The sequence below is a fragment of the Rhizobium sp. F40D2 genome (assembly GCF_051810745.2).
Classification (GTDB): domain Bacteria; phylum Pseudomonadota; class Alphaproteobacteria; order Rhizobiales; family Rhizobiaceae; genus Rhizobium.
Window position 1 is genome coordinate 577,564 of sequence record NZ_JBPWQX020000004.1, and the last position, 26,441, is coordinate 604,004.

The 26,441-nt window shown below is 58.9% G+C and carries 26 protein-coding genes and 2 pseudogenes; 17 read left to right on the forward strand and 11 right to left on the reverse strand.

Features of this window, described 5'->3' with window-relative positions:
• Window positions 1-5: 5 nt before the first annotated feature.
• The 6 genes and pseudogenes from ACS4RS_RS31425 to ACS4RS_RS31450 form a co-directional block, all read right to left on the reverse strand.
• Window positions 6-1,328, reverse strand: a complete 1,323-nt coding sequence (locus ACS4RS_RS31425) for an FAD-dependent oxidoreductase (RefSeq protein WP_439012136.1) — start codon at window positions 1,326-1,328, stop codon at window positions 6-8.
• 19 nt (window positions 1,329-1,347) lie between these two features.
• A complete protein-coding gene (locus ACS4RS_RS31430; protein WP_439012137.1) occupies window positions 1,348-1,773 on the reverse strand; it encodes a RidA family protein in 426 nt (141 codons plus the stop codon).
• The gene (locus ACS4RS_RS31435) at window positions 1,773-2,951 is read right to left on the reverse strand and encodes an alanine racemase (protein ID WP_439012138.1); all 1,179 of its coding nucleotides are present in this window, start codon (window positions 2,949-2,951) and stop codon (window positions 1,773-1,775) included. The genes ACS4RS_RS31430 and ACS4RS_RS31435 overlap by 1 nt, the downstream gene beginning before the upstream one ends.
• 78 nt (window positions 2,952-3,029) lie before the next feature.
• Window positions 3,030-3,758 (reverse strand): 4-hydroxythreonine-4-phosphate dehydrogenase, encoded by a 729-nt coding sequence (locus ACS4RS_RS31440; protein ID WP_439012139.1) that lies wholly within the window; start codon window positions 3,756-3,758, stop codon window positions 3,030-3,032.
• An 11-nt stretch (window positions 3,759-3,769) separates the two neighbouring features.
• Window positions 3,770-4,745 (reverse strand): annotated as a pseudogene (gene pdxA, locus ACS4RS_RS31445) (4-hydroxythreonine-4-phosphate dehydrogenase PdxA).
• A complete protein-coding gene (locus ACS4RS_RS31450; RefSeq protein ID WP_439012141.1) occupies window positions 4,742-5,956 on the reverse strand; it encodes a four-carbon acid sugar kinase family protein in 1,215 nt (404 codons plus the stop codon). The pseudogene pdxA and the gene ACS4RS_RS31450 overlap by 4 nt, the downstream one beginning before the upstream one ends.
• A gap of 104 nt (window positions 5,957-6,060) precedes the next feature.
• Between ACS4RS_RS31450 and ACS4RS_RS31455 the strand changes: the two genes are divergently transcribed.
• Window positions 6,061-6,930 (forward strand): LysR substrate-binding domain-containing protein, encoded by an 870-nt coding sequence (locus tag ACS4RS_RS31455; protein WP_449314103.1) that lies wholly within the window; start codon window positions 6,061-6,063, stop codon window positions 6,928-6,930.
• Window positions 6,931-7,044: 114 nt separating this feature from the next.
• On the opposite strand, the gene ACS4RS_RS31460 is transcribed toward ACS4RS_RS31455, so the two are convergent.
• Complete coding sequence (locus tag ACS4RS_RS31460) at window positions 7,045-7,713, reverse strand: FCD domain-containing protein (RefSeq protein ID WP_439012144.1); 669 nt, start codon at window positions 7,711-7,713, stop codon at window positions 7,045-7,047.
• Between the two features lie 213 nt (window positions 7,714-7,926).
• On the opposite strand from ACS4RS_RS31460, the gene ACS4RS_RS31465 reads away from it, so the two are divergent.
• From ACS4RS_RS31465 to ACS4RS_RS31520, 12 genes are all read left to right on the forward strand, one after another.
• On the forward strand, window positions 7,927-9,570 hold the full coding sequence (locus ACS4RS_RS31465) for an ABC transporter ATP-binding protein (protein WP_449314104.1): 1,644 nt from the start codon (window positions 7,927-7,929) through the stop codon (window positions 9,568-9,570).
• A gap of 49 nt (window positions 9,571-9,619) precedes the next feature.
• Complete coding sequence (locus ACS4RS_RS31470) at window positions 9,620-11,290, forward strand: peptide ABC transporter substrate-binding protein (RefSeq protein WP_439012145.1); 1,671 nt, start codon at window positions 9,620-9,622, stop codon at window positions 11,288-11,290.
• Window positions 11,291-11,356: 66 nt separating this feature from the next.
• Complete coding sequence (locus ACS4RS_RS31475; protein ID WP_439012146.1) at window positions 11,357-12,307, forward strand: ABC transporter permease subunit; 951 nt, start codon at window positions 11,357-11,359, stop codon at window positions 12,305-12,307.
• Between the two features lie 32 nt (window positions 12,308-12,339).
• Window positions 12,340-13,218, forward strand: coding sequence for an ABC transporter permease (locus tag ACS4RS_RS31480; protein ID WP_037170748.1), 879 nt, complete (start codon window positions 12,340-12,342; stop codon window positions 13,216-13,218).
• A 175-nt stretch (window positions 13,219-13,393) separates the two neighbouring features.
• Window positions 13,394-14,728: an FAD-dependent oxidoreductase gene (locus ACS4RS_RS31485; protein ID WP_439012147.1), complete on the forward strand. Its 1,335-nt coding sequence runs from the start codon at window positions 13,394-13,396 to the stop codon at window positions 14,726-14,728.
• 149 nt (window positions 14,729-14,877) lie between these two features.
• Entirely contained in the window at window positions 14,878-16,833 is a 1,956-nt protein-coding gene (gene acs / locus ACS4RS_RS31490) for an acetate--CoA ligase (protein WP_439012148.1), read from the forward strand.
• 277 nt (window positions 16,834-17,110) lie between these two features.
• Window positions 17,111-17,422 carry an FAD-dependent oxidoreductase gene (locus tag ACS4RS_RS31495; protein ID WP_439012149.1) on the forward strand — a complete coding sequence of 104 codons (312 nt, stop codon included), beginning with the start codon at window positions 17,111-17,113 and terminating at the stop codon, window positions 17,420-17,422.
• A 25-nt stretch (window positions 17,423-17,447) separates the two neighbouring features.
• Window positions 17,448-17,891, forward strand: a complete 444-nt coding sequence (locus tag ACS4RS_RS31500; RefSeq protein ID WP_439012586.1) for an FAD-dependent oxidoreductase — start codon at window positions 17,448-17,450, stop codon at window positions 17,889-17,891.
• 344 nt (window positions 17,892-18,235) lie between these two features.
• Window positions 18,236-19,069, forward strand: a complete 834-nt coding sequence (locus ACS4RS_RS31505) for a GNAT family N-acetyltransferase (RefSeq protein WP_439012150.1) — start codon at window positions 18,236-18,238, stop codon at window positions 19,067-19,069.
• A 236-nt stretch (window positions 19,070-19,305) separates the two neighbouring features.
• Window positions 19,306-19,614: a type II toxin-antitoxin system RelB/DinJ family antitoxin gene (locus ACS4RS_RS31510; RefSeq protein ID WP_062578764.1), complete on the forward strand. Its 309-nt coding sequence runs from the start codon at window positions 19,306-19,308 to the stop codon at window positions 19,612-19,614.
• Window positions 19,611-19,904, forward strand: coding sequence for a type II toxin-antitoxin system RelE/ParE family toxin (locus ACS4RS_RS31515; protein ID WP_097536147.1), 294 nt, complete (start codon window positions 19,611-19,613; stop codon window positions 19,902-19,904). The genes ACS4RS_RS31510 and ACS4RS_RS31515 overlap by 4 nt, the downstream gene beginning before the upstream one ends.
• Window positions 19,905-20,275: 371 nt before the next feature.
• A complete protein-coding gene (locus ACS4RS_RS31520) occupies window positions 20,276-21,025 on the forward strand; it encodes a TSUP family transporter (RefSeq protein ID WP_439012151.1) in 750 nt (249 codons plus the stop codon).
• Between the two features lie 466 nt (window positions 21,026-21,491).
• On the opposite strand, the gene ACS4RS_RS31525 is transcribed toward ACS4RS_RS31520, so the two are convergent.
• The 4 genes and pseudogenes from ACS4RS_RS31525 to ACS4RS_RS31540 all read right to left on the reverse strand — a co-directional run.
• Complete coding sequence (locus ACS4RS_RS31525; RefSeq protein ID WP_439012152.1) at window positions 21,492-21,863, reverse strand: COG4315 family predicted lipoprotein; 372 nt, start codon at window positions 21,861-21,863, stop codon at window positions 21,492-21,494.
• A gap of 218 nt (window positions 21,864-22,081) precedes the next feature.
• Entirely contained in the window at window positions 22,082-22,525 is a 444-nt protein-coding gene (locus ACS4RS_RS31530; protein WP_439012153.1) for a curlin, read from the reverse strand.
• 152 nt (window positions 22,526-22,677) lie between these two features.
• Complete coding sequence (gene csgH, locus ACS4RS_RS31535; RefSeq protein WP_439012154.1) at window positions 22,678-23,073, reverse strand: curli-like amyloid fiber formation chaperone CsgH; 396 nt, start codon at window positions 23,071-23,073, stop codon at window positions 22,678-22,680.
• Window positions 23,074-23,147: 74 nt separating this feature from the next.
• Window positions 23,148-23,312, reverse strand: a pseudogene (locus ACS4RS_RS31540) (curlin); the annotation flags it as partial.
• 82 nt (window positions 23,313-23,394) lie between these two features.
• Between ACS4RS_RS31540 and ACS4RS_RS31545 the strand changes: the two are divergent.
• The 4 genes from ACS4RS_RS31545 (at window position 23,395) to ACS4RS_RS31560 (ending at window position 25,968) form a co-directional block, all read left to right on the forward strand.
• Complete coding sequence (locus ACS4RS_RS31545; protein ID WP_439012155.1) at window positions 23,395-23,943, forward strand: carboxymuconolactone decarboxylase family protein; 549 nt, start codon at window positions 23,395-23,397, stop codon at window positions 23,941-23,943.
• 40 nt (window positions 23,944-23,983) lie between these two features.
• Complete coding sequence (locus tag ACS4RS_RS31550) at window positions 23,984-24,646, forward strand: alpha/beta fold hydrolase (RefSeq protein WP_439012587.1); 663 nt, start codon at window positions 23,984-23,986, stop codon at window positions 24,644-24,646.
• A gap of 103 nt (window positions 24,647-24,749) precedes the next feature.
• Window positions 24,750-25,160 (forward strand): hypothetical protein, encoded by a 411-nt coding sequence (locus ACS4RS_RS31555; RefSeq protein ID WP_439012156.1) that lies wholly within the window; start codon window positions 24,750-24,752, stop codon window positions 25,158-25,160.
• The gene (locus ACS4RS_RS31560) at window positions 25,129-25,968 is read left to right on the forward strand and encodes a glycoside hydrolase family 3 N-terminal domain-containing protein (RefSeq protein WP_439012157.1); all 840 of its coding nucleotides are present in this window, start codon (window positions 25,129-25,131) and stop codon (window positions 25,966-25,968) included. The genes ACS4RS_RS31555 and ACS4RS_RS31560 overlap by 32 nt, the downstream gene beginning before the upstream one ends.
• Window positions 25,969-26,441 lie beyond the last annotated feature (473 nt).

Genomic DNA, 26,441 nt, shown 5'->3' on the forward strand with positions numbered 1-26,441 from the left:
TACAATCAGAGCCCGCCTACCTCGACTCTGGAGCCGTCAAAGAAGCGCGACAGACGGAAGGGCGTGGGATCAACGCAAGGCTTATCGTTGGCAACCAGATCAGCAGCAAGGCGGCCGATGCCTGGGCCAATCCCAAAGCCATGGCCGGAGCCGCCAGCAGCCAAATAAAGGCCTTTCATATGATCGGATGGCGAGATCACTGGTACCGCGTCCGGTGTGCAATCCACATAGGCACCCCAACTGTCGGCAATCTCGATGCCGGCCAGCGCCGGGAACTGCTCGGTGACACCCTTCAAAATAGCCGCGATCGTCCGGCGGCTTGGTGTTGGGTCGAGAACACGGATCCGCTCGAAAGGCGAAAGCGTATCCTTGTTCCAGCTCGCGAACGCTTCCGGCCCTTTGAACATGGAACTCCCCACGCCGATCTGGACAGCTTTTAGCCGCTTCAGAAACATCGGCATGAACCAGCGCGCATAGCGGACGCCCTGCGGCGTGATATCGAGCGTCGCCCTGCCGCTGACAGCAAGCGTGTAGCTGCCATCCAATCTGCGGGTCAACGAGCACTCCGGCGTATAGATCGCCTCGCCGAGATTGGTTGTAGGCCGCGTACGGATCGCGGTCTGGCGCACGCTTGCCTGCGGGAAGTGAACGCCGTGCTGGCGGCAGAACAAGGATGTCCACGCACCGCCGGCGTTCAGAACGGCGTGCGACCTGATAAGCCCTTTTTCCGTGATCACGCCAGCAACTGCGCCATTGACGATATCAAGGCCGCGTGCCGCGCATTCCTGGTGGATAGTCGCTCCGAACTTACGGGCACCATTCGCGATGGTCGGCGCCGCAATGGCGGGTTCGCCTTTGCCATCATCGACTGAATGGACGCCGCCCAGCCAGCGGCGGCCTTGCGCGGGAATTCTGTCATGCGCCTCCCGGGCAGTTAGCATCTTAGTATTGACGTTGAATTGCCGGGCAAGATCGAGCCATTGTTCCCATTCCGCCAGCTGCTCCTGGTCGTCTGTCGCATAGAACAGACCACATTGGCGGAAGCCGACGTCTTCCTCGATTTTGGCTGCAAACTGGTCCCACGCCTGCATGGAAATTCCCGAGAGCGGCAGTTCGCGCTCATCGCGGTTCTGCCGGCGGCACCAGCCCCAGTTTCGGCTGGACTGCTCACCACCGATATAGCCCTTCTCGACCAAAGCAACGGAGAGCCCCCGCTCTGCGAGAAAAAATGCCGCCGACGCGCCGATAATGCCGCCACCGATGACGACGACGTCGGCCTTAGTGGGAAGCTCTTGATCGCTCGGTATGCGTTTGAGGAGTGGTGACATCGTGGCTGACCTGAGTTGATTAGTCGGAGCTGTTTTCTGCCTGTCTCGCAGGAGCATTTTGGGCGAGCACGGCGATCGCATCGACTTCGACGAGATAGCCGTAGTGGAGTTCGGGCACCGGAACGACGGTGCGCGCCGGACGGGCATCCCCCAGCCGTGCTGCATAGACCTGGTTGAAGCGTGGCCAATTGCCGACGCCGACGATATAGGCCGTCACCCTGACGAGATCGGCCGTTGTTCCGCCTGCGGCTTCCAGGACCGCCAGCATGTTGTCGATGGCCTGCCCCGCCTGGGTCTCGAAACTGTCGTCGGCAAGCGGCTCCCCACCGGCCCGGATCGGGAGCTGCCCGGAAATATAAAGATGCTGACCGGCCAGCTTCGCTTGGACGTAATGACCCGCAGGGCTGGGCGCACAATCGGTAGTCACAGTAATTGATTTGGACATCACCAGCCTCCGAAACGCGGCCAGCAGGCCTCAACGGCATGCGAGCCGCCGCGCACCACATGATAGGCTGCGTGCTGCGCAGCGGTCGCGCACGCATGGTTCGGCAGGATCCGCACCCGGTCTCCAACCGCAAGTTCGGGCAGGCGCGCGTCCGACCCGGGCCGTACGGCGATAATTCCATGCTCCTGGTTCGCATCGGCAACGATGATGTCACCATAGACATTCCCGTCGATGTCGCAGACCAAACCATAGCCGTGATCGACAGCCTGCTTGCTGGTACCACGGTCCCGCGACAGTGACATCCATCCGCCATCGGTGATGATCCAGCCCTTTTCGCGCTGGTGTCCGATAACTGTCGCAAGAAGACTGAGCGCGATGTCATCGATCTGGCAAATGCCGATGCCTGCCATCACCAGATCGAAGAACACGAACACGCCGGCGCGGACTTCAGTCACGCCGGCAAGATCCTTCGCGTGATGGGCCGTCGGCGTCGAACCGACACTTACGACCGGGCATGGCAGACCCCCACTGCGCAGAAGCTGCGCGGCTTCCACAACTGCCAATCGCTCCGCTTCCGCATAAAGCTGCTGGGCCTTGACGCCCCCACCCTTATAGCTGTCGCCGGCATGGGTCAGAACGCCACGCAGATCGGCACCTGCCGCCAACACCAGCCCGATCTCTAAGAGCTTGGCTCGGTCAGTGGGTCGCACACCCGAGCGGTGGCCGTCGCAGTCGATCTCGATCATGGCCGGGATGGGCATTCCGGCGTTCCGGGATGCCTCGGCGACTGCCTGCGCCTGCTCGACCGTATCCAGGATGACGACGAGATCGACACCCTTGGCGAGCAGATCGACGACACGCGCGAGCTTTGCCGGGGAGATACCAACCGCATAAATCATGTCGCGAACGCCTGCGGCCGCGAACTGCTCGGCTTCCTTCAGTGTCGAAACGGTCGCCGGTCCCTCTGGCGCACCCATGAACCGCCGGGCCACGTCAATCGACTTCGCCGTCTTCAGATGCGGTCTCAGCGACACGCCGAGGTCATTGAGCCGGTTCCTGAGCCGCTTTATATTGCGGTCCATCCGGTCCGCATCCAGAACCAGACAGGGCGTTTCCAGCATCTCAAGAGTGGTGGTGGCTGGCACGCCAGGGGAGGGGGCGAATGTCGCTAGATCCATTTGTCGGGTCTCCAAATTCGAAACGCACCGTGTCACCAAATCGTAAAGTCTGCAATTAACGATCGGTGAAGCTCTAATTCAGGTGCGGGTTAATACTGATGGTGCAGTACCTTCCGCGTCAGCGTAAATCCGCTCGAGAACGTTGATCTCCGCCTCGATCTCCGACCGCAGATCGGAACTGCCGGAAAAAGCGCCATTGAAAGCCGCCGTTCCGATGGTAAAGCCTGCAGCACCAGACCGTACGACCGCCGCCATCCTTTCAGGGCTGTCGATCGATCCGGCAACAACCACAGGCTTGGCCACGGCCTCGCACACCCGCGTCATCAGCGCTTCGACATCGCCGCCGAAGCGATAGGCGAGCAGATCGAGACCGCTGACACCGTTGATCGCTGTTAAATGCCGGGCACTTTCCACAATTGTCTCGATCGTCCCTTCGAGCTTGCTCGGATGACCGACGATCTTGCCGGGGAACGGATAGTAGCCGATGTTTCGGCCAGCAATAACTGGGAGAACGACATGCGGTCGAGTGCCACCCATCAAGATGTCGACGCCAAGGTCTACCGCGGCCTGCGCGGATCGTCGCTCGCTCTCCTCGTCGAGGCTGACCACTTCGAGATAGAGCGTGGCACCCGCCGCCTTGATTGCCGAAGCAAGGCCCAAGAGTTTATCAAATGGCAGGCCGATATCCTTGAACCCCACATGTCTGATGCCGGCGGCAAGCACATCCTGGAGGCGCTCGGCCGCGTCGGCAACGGTGCGGTCCTGGTTGGTCAACATAAATATGAAGTCGAGTGAAGTCTGGGGCATCGAAAGCGCTCCTAGATTGCGTTGAGAAGCAGCGCCTGATCGAAGGCGTAGCGAAGAGAGGAATGGTTGGCCGTACCGTGGCCCGCGATGTCGAATGCGGTGCCATGATCGACGCTGGTACGGATGAAGGGCAGGCCGATGGTGACGTTGACGCCGTTGTCGATGCCGAGGTACTTGACCGGAATGAGACCCTGATCGTGATATTGTGCAACGACGATGTCGAACTCGCCCTTGCGGGCTCGCATGAAAATCGTGTCTCCGGGCCACGGACCGGATGCGTTTATTCCGCGCTCCTGAGCTCGGCTGATCGCTGGCGCGATAATGTCGAGATCCTCCCGACCGAACATGCCGTTTTCCCCGGCATGGGGGTTGAGACCGGCGACGGCAACGCGGGGAGAGGTAATACCATAAGCCTTGCTTGCCCTGTGCGCCAATTCGATCGTTCTAAGGACGGAATCCTGCGTCACGAGGTTGATGGCATCACGCAACGACGACGTGGATCGTAACCAGGATGACACGCAATTCGTCGTTTGCCAGCATCATCGCAAACTGGTCGGTCCCTGACCGTTCTGCAAGAATTTCGGTATGCCCGGGATAATGGAGCCCGCCCTTCTTCATTGCTTCCTTGTTAATCGGCGCGGTAACAATTGCCCCGATGTTGCCTGCCAGCGCTTCGTCGACCGCTCTCACGACATAGTCGTAGCTGGCACGGCCAGCGCGAGCGTCCACCTGACCGATCGGCAAATCGTCCGGTAGGTTGGAAACGTTGAGAACGGGTATGAGTTTGACGTCTGAGACAGCGTCATTGACTGACGCGATGGGCTGTACGTGGAGAGCAAGGTCAAGGGCTCGGATAGCACGTTCCATCACCTTGGCGTCACCAATCACTACCGCTTGCTCAGGCAGTCCGTCCGCGTAAACGCGAGCGACGATTTCAGGGCCGATCCCGCAGGGATCGCCCATTGTTATTCCAATTGGCTTCTTCATTTCTTATCTCCAAGCCAAAGGCGCCGAAGCAACTCGGCTGATTTCAGCAGAACATTCGACGAACCGAAGCCGCCTGCCTTTGTGATGATGTGAATAGGATGCGATCCGGTCGTGCGGCCGATCGGAATTCCGGGCTCGATCTCGCCCAGAAGATCCAGCGAACCAATCTCAAGTTCTCTCAACACGGATTCGGCAGTGTCGCCGCCTGTCAAGAAGAGCCCGGTCACGGGATGAAGGTCCATAATCGCTCGTACTGCCTGGCCAAGAGCCATCGCGACGGGTCTAGGCTGAGCCGACGTTCCACCCTCAGACGTGGTTAGAATGACATCTCCGCTGCATACAGATTGGCTGTATTGCGCAAGGGCGCTTTGGGCCGCGAGAACGGGAGAGCGAGATGCCTCTTCGGCGTTGACCGTGATCTGGTGGACATTGCCAGTGCCTATCAGCCTTGAGCATTGCTCACGGCTCAGCGGATTGATACTGCCGATGACGAAGAGGTTCAGCGGTGCCGGGGCGGTCGACAGTGCGATGTCATCAGCCCAACCGACATAGTCTGCCAACGCGGTCGCCAGTCCCGGAGACCCGCACCAAAGGATGGACTTCGGATCCGCCGCCGATTTCACCAGCAGGGCAAGATCTTCCTGAATTGCCGCATCGGCTATCAGCAATTTCCGGCCATCCGCGATAAGTTCGCCGGACTTCAATGCTCGGATTTCCGCAAGCCCGAGAAAACGCACTTCCGCGTCTGGGATACCTCGAAACAGAGCGCGAAGATGCGAGTCGGTTATGGGGTGAAGCGGGTCCTTTGCGAATTCTGTGTTCTCCAACGGCACGCCACGAAGAAGCTGACGCCCTCCTTCAGTGGTTCTCCCACCTCCCGGGAAAGCCGGAGCGACAATTGCAACAGCCCGACCGGAGGCCGCGAGCGCAGCCGCTATTTCAGCTCCGAGGTGACCCCGAATGGTGGAATCGACGGTATTGTAAAGAATATCTGCGGACATCAGGCTTTTCGCCACCTGGGTCGCCCGATCGACGGCGTCCTCAACGGATGCTGCGCGGCTCGCCTTATTCACCGAGATAATCGCAACATTTTCCGGCGGCGATACCCGATGATCCGTAAAGACAACGCATCTGTGCCCCATGCTCACGAATGGCGCGGCGCCATCCGTTGCACTAGTCAGATCATCGGCTAGAATTCCTACCTTCAACATCGCTGTCTCGTTGGCTTTTTTGTGACGAAGAGGATACTAGCTCTATTGCTTCTGACGAAAAAACGATGAATTCTGACAGAAATCCGTAACTTTAAGTCACAGACATGGCCGCACGATTCCCTTCATTATCCGCACTGAGAGTCTTCGAATCCGCCGCACGTCATTTAAATTTCGGGCGTGCCGGTGATGAATTGTTTGTTACGCACAGCGCCGTCAGCAAGCAAATCCGCTTGCTCGAGGAAGACCTTGGGGTAAGCCTTTTTGAACGAAGAAACAGAGCCGTTTTCCTCACCGACGCGGGCCGGCGCCTGCTTGGCACGATGAGTGAGGTGTTCCGCCAGATCAGCGATTGCTGCGACGAGATAAAGCGTGGGGGGGCGGCACCGCTGGTGGTCTCATGTGAACCGACTTTTACGCAGCGCTGGCTGATCCCGCGCCTTCCGCAATTCAATGCACTTCATCCGGATATCGAAGTTCACGTTTTGGCCGCTGGCGGTCCCGTAAGCTTCGACAGAAGTCACATTGATCTGGCGCTCCGGAGAAGCGATTTTAGCTGGTCGCCCGAACTCTTCGTGGAAACGGTGGTCGAAGAACGTGTCGGGCCAGTATGTGCGCCACGCCTGCTGGCTGGCGGCGGAGATGACATTCTCTCGTTGCCTCGAATTCATTCGGTAACGCGTCGAGATGCGTGGGCAAGATACCTGGCGGACAACCGGATCGGAGATCCAAATCCACCCGGTAGCCACGCGTTCGAACATTTCTATCTGAGCATCGAAGCTGCAATCGCTGGATTAGGGGCCGCGATCGGTCCAGAGCCCTTGGTAGCCGACGCTGTCGAAAGCGGGCAACTCGTGGCGCCGTTAGGCTTCTCCAGCAATGGCTATAATTACATTCTGTTGAGCCGCCTTGCGTTTGAAGGGGATACCAGAAAACGGGATTTCCTTGCGTGGCTTCGGGCGCAGTTCGGCCGGTAAAGCAAGCAGCTTGACCGGCACTCCGACGCAGATGATCCGCGTCGTGAGATTATCGATAGCATCCACGACAGAGCAGCGAGGCACCAATCGATACCAATCGCTCAGATCGAGTTCTCAGATGCTGGGGCCCAGTATGTTCGCTCTGGCTTCAATAATGTGGTCGTACATATTTCGCTCAGCCTCTCTGCTGTCGCGATCCTTGATTGCGTCAAGGATCGCCTGGTGGCTGACGATATAGGCCTTCATGCGCTCAGGGGTCAGCGATTGTTCTTTCATTTTCCCCCACAGATTTCCGGCGCGGACAGCGTGAATGCCTTCATAAAGCGACGCAAGAAGACCATTACGCGCGGCTTGGACGATGATGCGGTGAAAAACGGCGTCCCATTTTTCGAATTCACCAAACGACTCCGAGGCGCCGCCTCGGGCGATGGATTTCTGCATCTCTTCAACTTCCTGCCTGGTCGCGCGTAACGCTGCCAACGCTGCGATCTTTGGCTCTATGATCAGTCGAGCCTCGAAGACTTCCGCCGGATAGGTGCGCAAAGTGTTTCCTTCATTGCTGGACGGCGGGCGAAGGGCGCTGGAGCCTACGCCGCTGCCGGCAATGAAGGTCCCCCTGCCAACATGCCTGATCAGGCGGCCGTCCTTCTCTAACGAACTGAGCATCCTTCTCAGGGCGGTACGCGGCAGCCCGAGTTTCAACGCCAGGTCACGTTCCGGAGGCAGTCGATCCCCAGGTTCCAGACCTTCCGCCTCAATGAAATCCTTCAAGACCACGCTCATGTGCCCTCCGATAAATATTTCGCGAAACCAATTTGATCTATATTGACACCAATGGCAATACCAATCTTATATTAATCGCAGAACCAACGCCGATTGGTAGCGAATGGCGCTGAAGTCCAAGGATAAGCTGTGCACCGCTCAGGAGACTATGAGCAGCACGCGTACAGCGACAAAAACATAATCAAGAAGCTGCGTAGACAAGGGAGATTATCGATGGCCGCCACGACTGAGGCTATTCCAGCAGACGACGCAGCACTTTCGGTGCGCGCCCTGACAGTCGACCTGCCGAAAGGCATGGAACGGGCGCATGCCGTCGAAAACGTCTCGTTTGAACTCAAGCGTGGTGAGATCCTTTGCATCATCGGCGAATCTGGATCCGGCAAGTCAGTAACGGCCAACACGATCATGGGGCTGTTGCCGAAGATTATTCCAGTCTCTTCCGGTGCGATCAATCTCGATGGAACGGCCATCGTTGGCGCGCCGGCAAAAAAGCTGCGCCAGCTGCGCGGCCGCGTTGTCTCCATGATCTTTCAGGATCCGCTATCGGCGCTCAACCCACTGATGACGGTTGGCGAGCAGGTCACTGAAGTGATGGCGGCCCACGGAGTGGGCACCAAGGCCTCGCGCCGTGAGCGCGCTCTCGAATTGTTGACCGAAGTCGGCCTGCCCGATCCGGAACTGATGTACCACCAGTATCCGTTCCGGCTTTCCGGTGGTCAGCGCCAGCGGGTTATGATCGCGATGGCCCTGGCCCTCGAACCGACTGTTTTGATCGCAGACGAGCCAACGACAGCCCTTGATGTGACCACGCAGGCGCAGATCCTGAAGCTCATCCGTGACATTCAGCGTCGTAAGGATATGAGCGTCATGTTCATCACCCACGACTTCGGCGTTGTGGCTGAGATCGCCGATAGCGTCGTTGTTATGGAGAAGGGACGGATCGTCGAGCAGGGCAGCGCCGATCAGGTTCTCAAATCCCCCAGCCATCCCTATACCCAGCGCCTGATCGCGGCTGTTCCGCGTCTCACGGGCGAAGACAGAAAGCTCGATGCGCCGACGAGCGACGAGACCATCCTGACGGTCCATGGACTGTGCAAGACCTACCGCAGCGGCAGCGCCCTGTTCCGCAGCCAGCGTGTCGTGCCTGCGGTGAAGGACGCGTCATTCACGTTGTCGGCGGGCCGCACCCTCGGCATTGTCGGGGAAAGCGGTTCCGGAAAATCGTCGTTGGGACGGCTCCTGATCAAGCTTCAGGACAGCGACAGCGGTCAGATCCTGTTTGAGGGAAAGGACATCGTCAAACTCCCAGAATCCGAGTTTCGGCCGCTGCGCCCTCGAATTCAGATGATTTTCCAGGATCCTTTCGCCTCGCTCAATCCACGCTCCACGATCGGTCAAATACTGACCGTCGGGCCTGTCGCGCATGGCATGCCTTACGCGCAGGCGCGCGAAGCGGCCCGGGCGTTGCTCTCCCATGTCGGTCTCGATGCCGGTGCCTTCGGCCGCTACCCTCACGAGTTCTCGGGTGGGCAGCGCCAGCGCATCGGCATTGCCCGGGCCTTGATGTTCAAGCCGAAGCTGCTGATCGCGGACGAGGCGGTCTCCGCACTTGACGTGTCGATCCAGGCCCAGATCCTCAAGCTGCTTGATCAAATCCAGCGCGAAACGGGCGTCTCAATGATCTTCATTACCCATGATCTTCGTGTCGCCAGTCAGATCTGTGACGAAATTGCAGTGATGCAGAAGGGCCGGGTCGTCGAGCGTGGCCCACCGTCTCAGATCTTTCTGAAGCCGCAATCAAACTACACGCGCGAGCTTGTCGCTGCAATTCCGGGAGAAAGCCGACGAGACAGCTGAGATCAACTCTCGGCGGTAGCTTCCTAATGAGCAAAAGAGAGGGAATAAAATGACAAAAGATTCTACGACCAAAGCGAACTACTCTCGGCGCGACGCACTGCGCCTGATGGCAGCAGGCGGCATTGCCTGCTTTGCCGCTCCCAACCTGATCGGCAAGCCTGATATTGCCCGGGCCGCGGACAAGAAACCTGCAGGCCGCGTCGTGGTCGGGCTTTCGCAGGAACCGACCGTTTTCAATCCGCTGATGGCACATATCGAAACGGATGATGCGGTACACTTCTCGCTCTTCGACGCCCTCTTTCGCATGGATCCCGGCGGCGTGCTCCAGCCCAACCTTGCGGCAGAAGTGCCTACGCAAAAGAACGGCGGCATCTCCGAGGATGGCCTGAACTGGCGCGTCCACCTGCGTGACGATGTTCACTGGCATGACGGCCAGCCCTTTACGGCTGAGGATGTGAAGTTCACTCTTGAACTGATCACTAATCCGAAATTCCGCGCGTGGCGTACGGGCGGCCATTCGCTGGTGCGTGACCTCACGGTGGTCTCGCCAACTGAAATCACCTGGCGCATGGAGCAGGTTTTCGCTCCTTACCTCTCGTTTCTCACCGAAACCTTCATCGTGCCAAAGCACCTTCTCGAGAACGAGGCCGATCCGAACACAGCAGCCTTCAACCAGGCACCCGTTGGCACCGGCGCCTTCAAGTGGAGACAGCGCGTCGCCGGTGACCATCTCGAACTGGCCGCGAACCCGGATTATTTTGGGGACGGGCCGTATGTCGAACAGCTCGTGTTCAAGTACATTCCTGACCAGACGGTGCTGTACACGCAGTTCAAGAGCGGCGACATCGACCTCACAGACCAGGCGTACATCACGCCGGATCACTACGACGAAGCCAGCAAACTGCCGGGCCGTGTGGTGAGCCTCGTGCCCGGTGCCTCCGTCGAGTCGCTCTACCTCAATCTCGAGCGGCCGCAGTTCAAGGAACTTGCGGTGCGTCAGGCACTCTATGCCGCAATGGACAGGGCGGCAATCATCGACGCGCTCTATTTCGGCGTGGTTACAACGACCGAAACCTTCATGCCGAAGGAGTCATACTACTTCAATCCGAACCTGCCGGCGCAGGAATTCAATCTCGACGCCGCACGCAAACTCCTCGACGATGCCGGCTGGGTACCGGGGTCGGATGGTATCCGCGAGAAGAATGGAGTGAAGCTGGCATTCAACAATTCGACGACATCTGGCAACAATCTCCGTGAGCAGGTGCAGCAGTTCCTGCAGCAGACATTTGCAGACATTGGCGTCCAGATGACGATCTCGAATTTGCCGGCCGCCGTGATGTTCGGCGAATTCTGGCTGAAGTCACAGTTCGACACGGCGATCTCGGGCGTTACGCATCTGATTGCCGCAGACCCCGACGCCACCAACCGCCTTGCCAGCAGCGCGATTGCCGCTAAGGGTGGAAAGGGCTCGAACGTCGGCCAGTATTCCAATCCGGAAGTGGATGCGCTGCTCAAGAAGGGTGCCCAGACCTTCGATCCGGATGCACGGCGTGAAATCTACTACCGTATCCAGGAAATCGTGCGTCAGGACCTTCCCTTCCTCCCGCTGTTTGCCGCCACCTATGTGGTCGGCACGAAGGAAGGCCTTGAAGGTTGGGAACCGAATACGAACACGCGCACGGCATCATGGCATGCTGCCGCCTGGCATTGGAAGAGCTGAGTACCTACCGTCGCCGCCGCGCGCGGCGGCGGCGACCTCTATTGGCGCTATCAAAAGGAGAGCTCCATGCGTAGCTTCCTACTTAACCGGTTCGCTCAGAGCCTCGTCCTGCTCCTGATCGTTTCCGTCATCGGCTTCGTGGTGCTCAACCTGATTCCCGGCGGCCCACTGGCGCAGTTTGGGCTGGATGCCAGCATGACGCAGGATGACTTGAACCGACTGGCCGAACAGATGGGGCTAAACCGTCCGCTGTGGATGCAGTATCTGGATTGGGCCTGGCGCCTTTTGAAAGGAGACTGGGGCCATTCCTTCCGCGACGGGGCGCCGGTTCTCGAGGTAATTGGCCGACACCTCATGGCAACGCTGTTGTTGATGGGATCGTCCACCATTATCGCGATTGCCATCGGAACGTGGATTGGCGTTCGCGGCGCCATAAAGCGCTATTCGCTTTTCGACTACATGGCGACGGTCGGTGCGATGGTGGCTCTTTCGATCCCGACATTCTGGTTCGGCCTGATCGGCATTTACGTGTTCTCGCTCAAACTTGGCTGGCTGCCAGCCGGCAACATGTACACGATCGGCGACGAGTCCGTTTTTAACTATATCCACCATCTGATTCTGCCTAGCGTGGTGCTGGCGCTGGTGCATGTGGCCATCTGGAGCCGCTACATGCGAACGGCTACTCTCGACGTTATCAATCAGGAATTCATCAAGACCGCCCGCGCCAAAGGATTGAGTGAGCGGCGCATCCTGATGAAGCATGTTATCGGCAATGCCCTCCTGCCGATGATCACGCTCCTTGGGATGCAGCTTCCCAGCGTCCTGACGGGGGCGTTGGTGACCGAGACGGTTTTCACCTGGCCAGGGATGGGCCGCCTGTTCCTCGACAGCCTCGGCTACAGCGACTACCCGGTGGTGATGGGATTGCTCATGTTCTCGGCGATTCTTGTCGTGCTTAGCAACCTGGCCAGCGACATCGTTGTCGCCGTCATCGATCCCCGTATCCGTCTGAGTTAAGCGCCATGAACGCTCATCAGGAGTCAGCCATCATGACTGCCATTGCCGCAAATTCTCCTCGGGAGCGCTGGTGGAACAGCCGAACCGCGCACCGTTTCATGAAGCACCATTTGGCCCTCATCGGCATGGTGATGATCGCTCTGCTGACGCTGGCATGCGTCCTGGGTCCGCATTTGTTGCCGTATGATTCCCTCTATATCGATCTGCGCGCCCGCTTCGCTCCGCCGCTGACCGGCCAACATTACCTGGGCACAGATCCGCTGGGGCGAGACTTGGCTGCCCGATTGTTCATGGCGGGCCGAATTTCGCTGCTGGTCGGTTTCTCGGCGATGCTTTTGTCGACCCTGATCGGAACCCTTGTCGGCGTGGTGGCCGGATATCGGGGTGGTCTGGTCGGCACGGTCCTGATGCGAACTGTGGATGGCTTCCTGTCCTTCCCGTCCATCTTCCTCGTGCTTGCTCTTGCCGCTGCGCTGAAGCCGAGCCCGATCATGATTACCGTCGTCATTGCTGCAACGAGCTGGATGGAAGTTGCCCGCATCGTCGAGGCCGAGGTGCGCTCCCTGCGCGAGCGTGAATTTGTGCTGGCCGGCCGCATGCTGGGACTGAGTGCAACGCACATCATGTTCCGCGAGATCCTTCCCAATGCCATGGGCCCGATCATCGTCGCAGCCACCCTAACGGTCGCCCGGGCGATCCTGATGGAGGCCTATATCAGCTTTCTCGGCTATGGAATTCAGCCGCCACTGCCCAGCTGGGGCAATATGTTGAACGGCGCGCAGCAATATCTGGGTACCGCGCCCTGGCTGGCGATCATTCCCGGCGCGGCCATAACGATCGCTGTCACCAGCTTCAACTTCATCGGCGACGGCCTCCGCGATGCGTTCGATGTTCGCGGTGATCACAGCTGAGAAACAGCATCTCGCGCTCGACCACAAGAGACATCCGCCCAGGTCGGGGGAAGAGAGCGGGCGTCATTGCCGCCTCGGACTCATCGGGTAAGTCCGGTGCGCACCACGACGAAATAGCGAGCTTTACCACTCCTGTCGAGAAAGACTGGAGCACGATGCCAGAGGAATAGTGACCATGCCCGCCCAGGTTCAGACAGTAAGTGATAGCGTCTCCTTTCCAAGCGAGGTCGACGTCGTCGTCATCGGGGCGGGCTTTGTCGGCACCTGCACGGCCTATGAACTAGCCCGCAAAGGGGTCTCGGTTGCCCTGCTCGAAAAGGGAATCGTCGGCGGCGAACAGTCCAGCCGTAACTGGGGGTGGGTCCGCCAGCAGAATCGCGACCTCTATGAACTCCCGTTAGCCATGTACAGTCTGCGGCGTTGGGAAGAGTTGGGCACCGAAACAGGCCGTGATCTCGGCTTTCGGCGGAGCGGCATCCTCTACTGCACCAAAGAAGAGGCGGATGTCGCCCGTTGGGAAAAGTGGGGGCAGAATGCTCGTCTTCGGGGATTTCATAGCCAGATACTCAGCGCTTCCGAAGCCAACGAGCGCGCTTCGGGTGGCACGTCGTCCTGGGTAGGTGGCGTTTGGTCGCCGAGCGACGGGAGAGCCGAGCCCGGCCTGGCTGTGCCTGCCATCGCCGAGGCCGCGAAAGAAAAAGGCGTATCGCTCCACCAGAACTGCGCGGTCCGGGGCCTCGACATTGCCAACGGCCGGGTAACAGGCGTTTGGACAGAGCGAGGACTGGTGAAAGCAAGCACCGTTGTCTGCGCCGGCGGAGCATGGGCTTCCCGGTTTTCTCATCGGTATGGCATCGAGGTTCCGGTCGCAAACATCTCCGGGACGGCGATCAAGACCACTCCTGCACCCCAAATCATTCAAGCCGGATGCCTCTCCGCCTCAAACTTCGTGCTGCGGCGACGGATAGACGGGTCATACACGGTTGCCGTACCGGGACGTGGAACGCTCGATATCACGCCCCGAGGGATGCGATATGCGTTTAAATTCTACCAGATGTACCGCAGCAAGATCGGCAAGAAGCTGAAGTACCGCCTGAACAGCAGCTTCTGGAATGGGCCCGATGCTTTCAGTAGCTGGGAGAACGATGAAGTCTCGCCGTTTGAAAAAAACCGCGTTCTCGATCCTGCGCCGGACGGAGAACTCGTGAAGCTCGCATTGAAGAACCTTGAACGCGAATACCCAGTGCTCAGGGGAATCGGCGTCGAGCGGGCGTGGGGAGGGCTCATCGATACTTCGCCAGATCTCGTCCCCGTGATCTCAAGAGTGGAGCAACTGCCTGGTTACGTGATCGCCGCAGGGTTCAGCGGACACGGCTTTGCCATCGGACCGGGTGCCGGTCGGTTGGTCAGCGAGATCGTGATGAACGAGACGCCCATCACGGATATCTCACCCTACAGGCTGAGCCGGTTCAGCGATGGCTCGGCAATCAGGCGACCGGAAATGATGTAGCGGTCAACGTTGGTTGCAGTCGAAGGTGTGCCCAATAAACGCGGCCCTCGGACCCACAAATGGGTCGGGATATCGATCAGACAGAACCGGCTTCAAGATTCTCGTCGAACGGGATCAGTTTTCAGGAGCCAATCATAGGGAGCTAAATAGTGGTCCTCGAGCGCTACGCCGTGCCGCGCCTTATCCGGGAACGAGCATTCATAGACCGGGAAAAGTACCTGAAATGGTACGAGGAAAGCGTCGAGAACCCGGACAAGTTCTGGGGCAAACACGGCAAGCGGATCGACTGGTTCAAGCCCTATACCAAGGTCAAGAACACGTCCTTTACCGGCAAGGTTTCGATCAAGTGGTTCGAAGACGGGCAGACCAACGTCTCCTATAATTGCATCGACCGGCACCTGAAGACCAACGGCGACCAGGTGGCGATCATCTGGGAGGGCGACAATCCCTATATCGACAAGAAGGTCACCTATAACGAGCTCTACGAACATGTCTGCCGGATGGCGAACGTGTTGAAAAAGCACGGCGTCAAGAAGGGTGATCGCGTTACCATCTATATGCCGATGATCCCGGAAGCGGCTTACGCGATGCTCGCCTGCGCCCGCATCGGCGCGGTGCATTCGGTGGTGTTCGGCGGCTTTTCACCCGAGGCGCTGGCCGGGCGTATCGTCGACTGTGAATCCACTTTCGTCATCACCTGCGACGAAGGTCTGCGCGGCGGCAAGCCGGTGCCGTTGAAGGACAATACCGATACGGCGATCCATATCGCCGCCCGCCAGCATGTGCATGTCAGCAAGGTGCTGGTGGTGCGCCGCACCGGCGGCAAGACCGGCTGGGCGCCAGGCCGCGATCTCTGGCATCACCAGGAAATCGCCACGGTGAAGCCGGAATGCCCGCCGGTGAAGATGAAGGCGGAAGATCCTCTCTTCATTCTTTATACCTCAGGCTCGACCGGCAAACCGAAGGGTGTGCTGCACACGACCGGCGGTTATCTCGTCTATGCGGCGATGACGCATGAATATGTCTTCGACTACCATGACGGCGACGTCTATTGGTGCACCGCCGATGTCGGCTGGGTCACCGGCCACTCCTATATCGTCTACGGGCCGCTCGCCAACTGCGCGACTACGCTGATGTTCGAGGGCGTGCCGAATTTCCCCGACCAGGGCCGCTTCTGGGAAGTCATCGACAAACACAAGGTCAATATCTTCTATACCGCGCCGACGGCGATCCGCTCGCTGATGGGGGCCGGGGACGACTTCGTCACCCGTTCCTCGCGCTCGTCGTTGCGGCTGCTCGGCACGGTCGGCGAACCGATCAACCCGGAAGCCTGGGAATGGTATTACAGTGTCGTCGGCGACAAGCGCTGCCCGGTCATCGATACCTGGTGGCAGACGGAAACCGGCGGCCACATGATCACGCCACTGCCCGGCGCCATCGATCTGAAACCCGGTTCTGCGACGGTGCCGTTCTTCGGCATCAAGCCGCAGCTGGTCGACAATGAAGGCAAGGTGCTGGAAGGTGCCGCCGACGGCAATCTCTGCATCACCGACAGCTGGCCGGGCCAGATGCGCACGGTCTACGGTGACCACGAACGCTTCATCCAGACCTATTTCTCCACCTACAAGGGGAAATATTTCACCGGCGACGGCTGCCGGCGCGATGCGGACGGCTATTACTGGATCACTGGCCGCGTCGACGACGTGCTTAACGTCTCCGGCCACCGGCTCGGCACCGCGGAGGTGGAATCCGCGCTTGTCTCGCACAATCTGGTTTCGGAAGCCGCAGTCGTCGGTTACCCCCATCCGATCAAGGGCCAGGGCATCTATTGCTATGTGACGCTGATGGCCGTCCATGAAGGAACGGACACGCTCCGCCAGGACCTGGTGAAACATGTGCGTGCCGAAATCGGCCCGATCGCCGCACCCGACAAGATCCAGTTTGCGCCCGGCCTGCCGAAGACCCGTTCCGGCAAGATCATGCGCCGGATCCTGCGCAAGATCGCCGAGGACGATTTCGGTGCTCTCGGCGATACATCGACGCTCGCCGATCCTGCCGTTGTCGACGATCTGATCGCCAACCGGCAAAACAAGGCGACGGCCTGATATTAAGAACCGCTGTCCTCCTGGGGAATGTGTTTTCCCTTCACGTGGCAGCATGGCTTCCCTCTCGACCGGCGGGCTTGGCCGTAGAGCCGGCTATAACGCGCGCCGGCCGGTCGACTATCCCACTCCGTTTGCGCGAGCAGAATGTAAGGGCAAACAAAATATCCTTTGGCTCACAAGACAGGCGATCATTGCGAAACGCGTTCACTTGTGCCGCACCCCTCCGACACAAGCCGGCATATAGTCGATGCATCCGTTCAGACCAGCATAAGGTGCAATGAAATTTGCGTCCTACTGGCATGACACCTCCATCCCCTTCGCCGGAGGCATCGCCGCCCCCGTCTCGGGAGATTTCGAGGTTGCGGTGATCGGCGCCGGTTTCACCGGGCTCAACGCTGCGCGCACGCTGGCGCAATCCGGTGTGAAGGTCGCTCTGCTGGAAGCCGAGCACGTTGGCTATGGCGCGTCCGGCCGCTATGGCGGACACCTCACAGCGGTCATTTTGCAAGCTTCGGCGCCGCCAGGCAGCATCTCGGGGAAGACCGTGCCTGCCGCTTGTGGCGGGCCTATGATGACTCGATCGACATGATCGAACGGATCATCGAGGAAGAAACATCGCATGCGACTTCCGCAGGGGCGGCAAGCTCAAGCTTGCTTCGAAGCCCTCTCATGTCGGCAAGCTGCAGGCGATGGCCGAAGAAATCCGCCGTGAGGTCGACCCGTCAGCCGAATGGCTGACGCGCGAGGACCTCCGCAACGAGGTGGTTTCGGATGCCTCCCATGGCGGGATTCTCTATCCGAAATCCGCCATGATGCACATGGGCCGCTACGCCAACGGCGTGGCGCAGGCGGCCCATCGCCACGGCGCGGCGATCTGGGAGCGCAACGCCGTCACCGCCCGCGAGCGCGTCCCGAATGGATGGCGGGCAGCGCGTTGGGCCACATGGCGATGGGGCGCAAGGACGCCAATCCGCTCGACGGTTTCGCGTGGCCCGCCGTCCCGATGCATACAGGAAACCCGTGGTTCCTGCCCATCGTCGGCACCTATTGCCGCATGAAGGACCTTCTGTTTTGATGGCGGTTTCGTCGTCGCCGGGGCAACAACTAACATCGACGTGCAACGCGTCAGATCACTCGCGCGACAGCACATCCACAAGGATTGTCTGAGCATCGAGACCGTCCGCCAACGTTACGGTTATCGGCGGGCGAACGCTCAGTCAGGAGCGGGTAACGGTTGCCATGGGCGATCGAGCGCTTCGCTGCTTTGCGAGTACCATTTATGCCAGCATAACATGCGGCAGACGATGAGCAGAAAACGATAAGATACCAATCCAAAGCAACCTTCAGACAATCTTCCAACCCGCACTCCTTCACAATTCAGGTACGAACTTAGGGATGTGCTATGCAGACAAGTCAGATCGGTATTGCCGCTTTCGGCCCGGAACACCTGAGTGGCGCCGTTAACCTGTCGCAGCAGGTGGGGTGGCCCCATCGCCCTGAGGATTGGGAGATGGCGCTTGACTTGAGCGACGGCGTCGTCGCCGTCGCGGGCGGCCGGGTAGTCGGCACCGTGCTTGTTACGCCGTACAGGGAAGAATGCGCCACCATCAATATGGTCATCGTTGCCGAGGCGATGCGCGGCCGCGGTCTTGGCCGGATGCTGATGGATGCGGCAATGAACCTGGCCGGCGAGCGGTCGTTGCGCCTCGTGGCGACGGCCGAAGGCCTTCCTCTTTACGAAAGGCTGGGTTTCCGCCAGACGGGCCGGGTTCTGCAGCACCAAGGGATTGCAGCGAAGATCGCCGCGCCGCCCGCCGCTACGGCTGGCACCATGGCTGACGTCGCTGCCATTGCCGAGCTAGACCGAGCGGCTTTCGGCGCCGATCGCAGCGATCTGATCTCATATCTTGGCAAAACTGGTGAATTCGCCGTGGTGAGGCAGAACGGTAAGATCATCGGTTCTGCCGTCCTTCGCACTTTCGGCCGCGGCGAGGTCATCGGTCCCGTCGTCGCCGCGAGCCTCGACGACGCCAAGGCACTCGTCGCGCATTTCATTGCACGGCGACCCGGTAAGTTCCTCCGAGTCGACACCATCGCGGCCGCCGGCCTGTCCGATTGGCTGACCAAGCAGGGCCTCCCTCATGTAGACGGCGCCATTGCCATGATGAGGCCGCCAATCGCAAGTGCCAATTCCGTTCCCACAATATTTGCTCTCGCCAACCAGGCGCTCGGCTGATCCGGAGAAGCCCAATATCCAATAATTCTCCTCACAGGCACGATCGAGTTGGCTGCCAATCAAGTTGTTGGCAGCCGGACGAATGATGTTCCATAAATAAGCGTTATCTTACACGATTGAGATTACGCTCGTCGGTTCAGATACATTCAAGAGCAACTAAAATAAACGGCGGTCTAAAGCGCTATGGCATTTGTCATTCATTTGCATTATCATTCCACCGAAATGTGGAGATAGCTATGGCTGCAAATGCACTAGTACAAACTCGTATTGATGCCGAGGTTCGGGATCGTGCCTCCGCAGTGCTTGGAAATATGGGGCTTACGGTATCGGACGCGGTTCGGATCTTACTCACCCGGACGGCCAATGAGGGTGCGCTGCCGCTGGAGCTTCTTTCAGGCAGTGAGGCCCATGACGCTTGGTTTCGCACCAAGGTACTTGAAGCCCTGAACGATACTCGACCGGACGTTTCGGATGATGAAGTCGAGGCACATTTTGCTGAACGTCGAGCGGCAGCCCGCCTTAACGCGGGTGCTCGCAAATCGTGAAGCTTACCTGGTCGGCGTTCGCGCTATCGGATCGCGACGCCATCTTCACATACATTGAAGCAGAAAATCCCTCAGCCGCCATTCTGGTCGATGAACGGATCGTTGCTGCCGTCCGTCGGTTGGTAGATTTTCCCGCGAGCGGTCGTGTTGGCAGAATTGCTGGCACCCGCGAACTGGTAATTAACGGCACGCCGTACGTCGCGGCGTATGCAATTACCGAAACAGCGGTCCGCATTCTTCGCGTCCTCCATGGCGCGCAGGAATGGCCAGACTCTTTGCCAACGAGCTAGGCTTTGCTCTCGATGCTGAGAATCAAAGGGTTGTTGGTTCGAACTGTTTCAAGGCGAGCAGTGCACGTTCCATCCATCACTACTTTCAGTCTCTGCGATTGCCTACCAAAAAAGCAGCGCCGGCTGATGGCTACTGTACAACCGCCCCAACTCAAACGGCATCAATTATCGAGGCTTCAAGAGCAACGGAGAGTTCAAATTCGAGATTGGTCCCGCTGGCGCCGGATCGTCGGGCTTCCTGCCGTGATGGCGAAGATTGCCCCGTCACCGGCAGGGGGGTAATGCGTCGGTGCACCCAACCCGCCCCCCAGCCGCGGTTTTGGACAAGCGTCTCGGTGGAAATCAAGCTTGGGTTCCAAGGCGATTTAAACATGTACGATATTATTCTTCTTTTCCTCGCTGGCTTGTTGGCAGGCAGCATGAATGCGTTGGCCGGTGGCGGGTCGTTCGTATCCCTGCCGGCGCTGATATCGGTCGGAGTGCCGTCGGTTGCCGCAAACGCGACGAGCACCTTGGCCTTGTTTCCAGGCGGTGTGACCAGCTCGTGGGTCTACCGTGACGGGGTCAGGAGTGTGTGCGGCATCAATGTCATGCCCATCGCTATCGTGACAGTAGTGGGTGGTGTGGCCGGAAGCGTGTTATTGCTTCTAACCCCATCCAGGATTTTCGATGGGATCCTGCCATGGCTTTTGCTGGTGGCGACATTGATGCTGGCTGCAGGTCCGAGGCTCAGCGCAAAGCTGCGGACGCAGGCACGTCCGAATTTTCTGTCCTTCGCAACGGTTCAATTCTTTCTCGGTCTTTATGGCGGTTATTTTGGCGGCGCGGTGGGCCTTATGATGCTTGCGGCATGGAGCGCGCTCGGGGGCGGGGAGATCAAGAGCCTGAATCCGACAAGAATGATGATGGTAACTGCCGCAAACGCGGTCGCCGTCGTCGTCTTCGTACTGGCCGGCGCAATCGTATGGCAGGAGTGCATTCCGATGACGATCGGAGCCGTTATCGGCGGGTGGATCGGAGCACATGTCGGACGAAGGCTGCCGGCATCGGTCGTCCGGATGCTAACCCTCGCGGTCGCCTTACTGACGACAGTGGTGTTCTTTTCGCGCGCTTACTTGTGATCGGGTCCAGCGCTCCAATGCGCCGGGAGGATTGGCAGGAGGCCTATGCCATCCTGACTATAGGCACAGTGCTATTCATGCATGGGTTTGCAGCTCGAATCCGCTCACATTAGGATTTTTGTCAAATGTTCATTCGAGTGGCTTCGAATTTCTTCTTCATCGGCGGATCCACGATCTGAGCCCATATCAATAACCGGCCCGTTCTCGGGCCTGTATAACCTGACGATCGCCGCTCTCGGCGGCTACTGACGATGATCAGCGGACCGGCTTCGCTGCTCGAATGGCCGAACCCCGTGCTTCTGCTACACCTAGCATCGGCTGGGGCGCTGACGCCGGTTCCGGAACGCCGGTGAAGGGGTGATTGTCTCGATGTCGGACCGGGAGGGACGTGCACGCGGATGGTTCATCGCCCTCATCCCAGTCTCAATCCTTTCAATTCAGCCCTGAAAGGCTCCCGTGCGTTGGGCTACTTGGCGACATGCCAAACGCCGCCGACGCCATCGCCGGTCATATCGCCAGGCTTCTTGTCTCCGGCGAAGGTGTAAAGCGGCTTACCTTGGTAAGCCCACATCTCCTTGCCGTCGGCCGCCTTAACGAGTGACCATTCGCCTTCCGCCTTGGCCTTGGCGGCGGCGTGGAAGGCCGGCCATTTCTTCAAGCAGGCATCGTCGCAGTTTGATTTGCCCATGACGTCCTTGTCGAACGTATAGAGTGTCATTCCTTTGGCGTTTGCCAGGATCTTACCCATCTTCGTATCGACCATTTTGGCCGGTTCCGCTGCAAAGGCCGAACAGACGGTTGCAGCCAACAGGCCCATGGAGACGATCAGCGTTTTCATAGTTACCTCCGGTTCGGGAGTGCCAGCGGGATGCCGGTAGCGTCCGATGTGAGCAAGAAACCTCCGGCGAGGTGGCAGTTCCATGATTGACTGGCGGCGATACACGTCGGATTTGTCTTGTGACCGGCCGATGTTCCGAGGTTTGAATTGCGGGCAAGCGCCCTGTCCAGGGGTGGACGAAAGGACGTGACATCGCCTTCCGACTGCTGTGAGTTGCCCTACCAGCCATAGCTGAAGGTTGCACCGCTGCCGTTATCCCCATCCTGCACCACGTCGGTTTCAGTATGTCGCCCATACTGGAAAATGCCATAGGCATTGTTGTTGCCATTCTGCCGCAAGGTTGCGGAATGACCGTTGCCCCGTTGCTGGATGAAGCCGAGGTTGCCGCGGCCGAACTGGGCGATGCCAGCTGCGTTACCCCGGCCCAACTGCCGGATGTCGCCGTCTTTTAGGCCGCGGTAGAGCGAATAGACGCGCAGCCCAGATGAGAAAAGACCCGCATCCTCGGCATTGTCCGGCGCAAGGCTGAACGAGATCCGGCCGCCGGCATAGGCCGGCGCAGACAAGGCTACTTGCCCCAGGCTCGCAGCAACAAGAGTGACGGTAAGGGGCGGGTCATCCTGATCTCCATTTGCGAAACCGCTCACACTTTTCGGCATCATGCTCTAGCCACGATGATCAACTTTCGCATCTTCAAGCTGAATCGATTCGGAATTGCCCATTCAGTTGTCGTTCAGTCGTTGCCTCTGATCGAAAGAAAAAGGGCGCCAAAACCGACGCCCTTTTCAAGAGATCTGCAGCGTGTGCAGGCCCTTCAGTTGCCGCCAGTCTTCGCGCAGCTGAAACGCTTATCTCCGATCACGACATCAAGTGTTGCCTTGTATTCGGTTCCCTTGGAGCCGAGCGAGACGGAGCTGAGGACAGCCGTATGTCCCGGTGTGGCATCAAAATCGCCACTCTGGTTGATCGTGGAGCTTCCGCCATCTCCTGATTTCTCGACATGGAAGGTGTAAGTCCCGCTGACATGCTTGTCGGCGCGGACGAGCGCATCCAGTCTCACCATACCAGCTCCAGGCGTTGCTTTGATTTCGCAAAGCTGCGCCTCTTCAGATTGGCTGGCAGTTGTCATGGCTGCAACCGCGCCGACGGGAAACAGGACCAGCGCGAGTATCGTCATCAGGCGACGTGGATGTTGGATGCTATTTGGCATGGGCCGTCTTCCCTAATGGTCTTCTGTTGCGCCCCTTGATCTCATTTTACGGCGTCACATTATCGCGCAGCCGCTTACGGGCAGGCCTGGACGAAGGCCGCGACATTGCCGTTGCCGCCCTGGCTGACATTGGCGCTGCAGCCATGGCCGACCTGAACGCCAGCCGCGATGTTGCCATTGCCGTCCTGGGTCAGGATGGTCGTGTGGTTGGAGCCAAACTGGCCGATGCCGGCGACGTTCGGGTGCTTGGCTTCAATCTCGAACGGGCGTCGCTGTTCGATCTCGAGACCGAAGAAAGATTGTAAATCGGAGGCTACCGGAATGCGCGTCGCCGCCCCGAACCCAGACAATCTGAACCCCGAGCAGAAGGAGGTCCATGACACCATCGCTGGCGGTCCGCGTGGCCGGGTCAGGGGGCCACTTGCCTTGTGGCTGCACAGACCCTTGCTGGCGGAAGCCGCACAGAACCTAGGGCAATATTGCCGATATGGCTCCTCTCTCGCCCCGCGCCTGTCGGAGATTGCCATTCTGACGCTCGTGCGTCTGTGGGATGCCGAACTGCCCTGGTATGCCCATAAGACCGAGGCTCTCAAGGCAGGCGTCGAGCCGGAGGTGATCGAGGCCATTCGCTCGGGCAAAGTGCCGGAGATGAAGGACGCTGCAGGCCAAGCGGTCTACCGCTTCACCTTAGAAATCAGCACGAACCGTCGCGTTTCGCAGGAAACCTACGACGCCCCGCTAAAGGCGGTCGCTAGCGATGGTTTCGTCGATCTGGTCGGGATCATCGGCTACTATTCGCTTGTCGCAATGACAGTCAACACATTCGAGCTCCCTCTTCCCGAGGGCGTTCTTCCCGATTTTCCGACGTGAGGCAGGACAGTCCGGCCACTCAGAAGAACTTCACCCAGTGATGCTACAGGAAATTGTCGTGACGCAAAATTTATCCCGAGCTATCGTTCTGGTCCCTGGCGCCGGTCATGGCGGATGGGTGTGGCGACATTTGTCGGCGCTGCTCATCGCCGCCGGCCACCGGGTGTTCACGCCGACGCTGACCGGTTTAGGCGAGCGTTCCCACCTGATGAGCGGCGCGATCACTCTTTCGACGCATATCGACGATGTGGTGAACGTGTTTGAATGGGAAGAACTGGATAACGCCGTCCTGGTGGGGCACTCCTATGCCGGTTGGGTCGTCAGCGGCGCGATGGAAAAGCTTGAGGGCCGAGTGGCCGGCCTGGTTTATCTGGATGCTTTCTTGCCTGATGATGGCCAGCGCGGCTTTGATTTCTTGAATGAGCAGCAGAAGGCTGCATTTCTGGCGGCACAGGAGAACGGTGAAATCTCAAGGCCGGGCCCCACCTCCGCGGCGTTGAAGATTCAGGATCAGAAGAATGCGGCGTGGGTCGATTCCAAGATCACCCGGCAACCGATTGGTGTCTCGCTTGAAAAGCTTCGCCTTACAGGCGCGCGTGAGCGAGTACCGACGAAAATCTATGTGCGGACACCGCTTTCCCGCAACCCTTGTTCGACGCTGCTCTTCAGCGCTGCCAGCAGGATACAAGCTGGCAAACAGTGATCATGGAGGGATGCGGCCATGACCCGATGGTGGACAGACCGAATGCCGTGTTTGACTTTCTCCAAAGCATTCCCTGACAGCGATTGCAGAACCGAAAAGGCGCATGCGCGTCTTTGCACCAATTGAGACTTTGATGGCGGACGACATAACAATCCTTCTGGGAAAGCTGCGCGAGAAACCCTTTTACCTCGACACGGCTGCGCTCACGTGGGTTCAGGAAACTTTTGCGTCGTTGAGCATTGAGGAAAGGGTCGGGCAGATCCTGCTTCCGGTTTGCAGGGATCTTTCGGAAACTGCGCTCGATGGCGTCCTCGCCCATCATGTTGGCGGCCTCCATCGTATGATAAGGCGCGAAGAAGCAGATTTGCGCCGTAGTGCAGCATTCGCCCAGTCGCGGGCCAAGGTGCCGCTTCTCATGGCGGGTGACATTGAGTTTTCGGAAAAAAGTAGCCCGGCTGCAGGCACAGAATTTTCCAAACCAGATGGCGGTGGGTGCGACGGAGGATGCGCTTAATGCGCGTAGAATGGGGATAATCGCGGCCAAGGAAGGCTCGTATCTGGGGTTCAACGTGAGTTGGAGCCCAGTCGGCGACCTCGCACTCAATTTTCGGTCCAACGTAATCAATACGCGAGCCTTTGGCGACAATGTCGACGCAGTCAATATGTACGTGCGCGCCTATCATGAGGGTGTGCGCGAGGCAGGATTGGCAACCTGTCTGAAGCACTGGCCTGGGGACGGCGTCGACGAGCGAGATCAGCATTTCGTGACGACGCAAAACAGCATGGATATGGAGAGTTGGCGAAACAGCTTCGGCCGCATCTTCGGCGCGGCTGTCGCGAACGGTGTTCAGACGATCATGGCCGGACATATCAGCTTACCGTCCTATGCCTCTGAACTGGGTGTCCGCGCCTCTTGTCCCGCCTCCACACCCGCCTCCCTCAACCGCGACCTCAACCTTAGGCTGTTGCGCGAGGAGTTGGGGTTCAACGGGCTCATCGTTTCCGATGCAACCGGCATGGTCGGTTTTGGATCGCAAAGCAAACGTAGCAGGCTCGTCCCGCTTTGTATTGAAAGTGGGTGCGATATTTTGCTGTTTCCGACGAGCATTGCCGACGACTTCCGCTTCCTGATGGACGGCTTGGATGAGGGAACGCTCAGTCACCGGCGGCTCAACGAAGCCGTGCTTCGCATCCTTGCCTTGAAGGCATCACTGGGCCTCCATCTCAACAGAGGTCGCCTGCCGGACGAGAGATCGAGGCGGATTTGCTTGCTTCCGGTCAACATGCCGCCTGGGCCGATGAGGTCGCGCGGCGCTCCGTGACGTTGGTCAAGGATACGCAGCATATTCTGCCCCTCAATCCCCAGAGGCGTCATCGAGTTCTTCTGTCGTGGCTGGAAAACCGAAGGACTCCTTCTGGTCCTATCCCGCAACTTCAGTTCGATCGACTTCTACGAGAAGCGGGATTCGAGGTGGCGATTCTTCGGCCTGGTGGTGATCATACGATACGATATTGGTATCTATGTCATGGCCGAAGAAGGCATGTCCGCCGGAGTGCATCTTGGCCCGCATTTGGGGGGATTTGCACGGACCGTTTCCGGCTTCCATGGAGAGATTATGGCACTATCTCCCCACGATTTACGTTTCCCTCGGCTCACCTTTCCTCCTTTATCACATGCCGGAATGCGAGACCTTGGTGAACGCCTATTCTCCGGTTCTGCCTGCACAACGCGCCGTTGTTGCGGCGCTGACGGGGGAGTTCCATTCTCGGGTAGGAATCCTGTAGATCCCTCTTG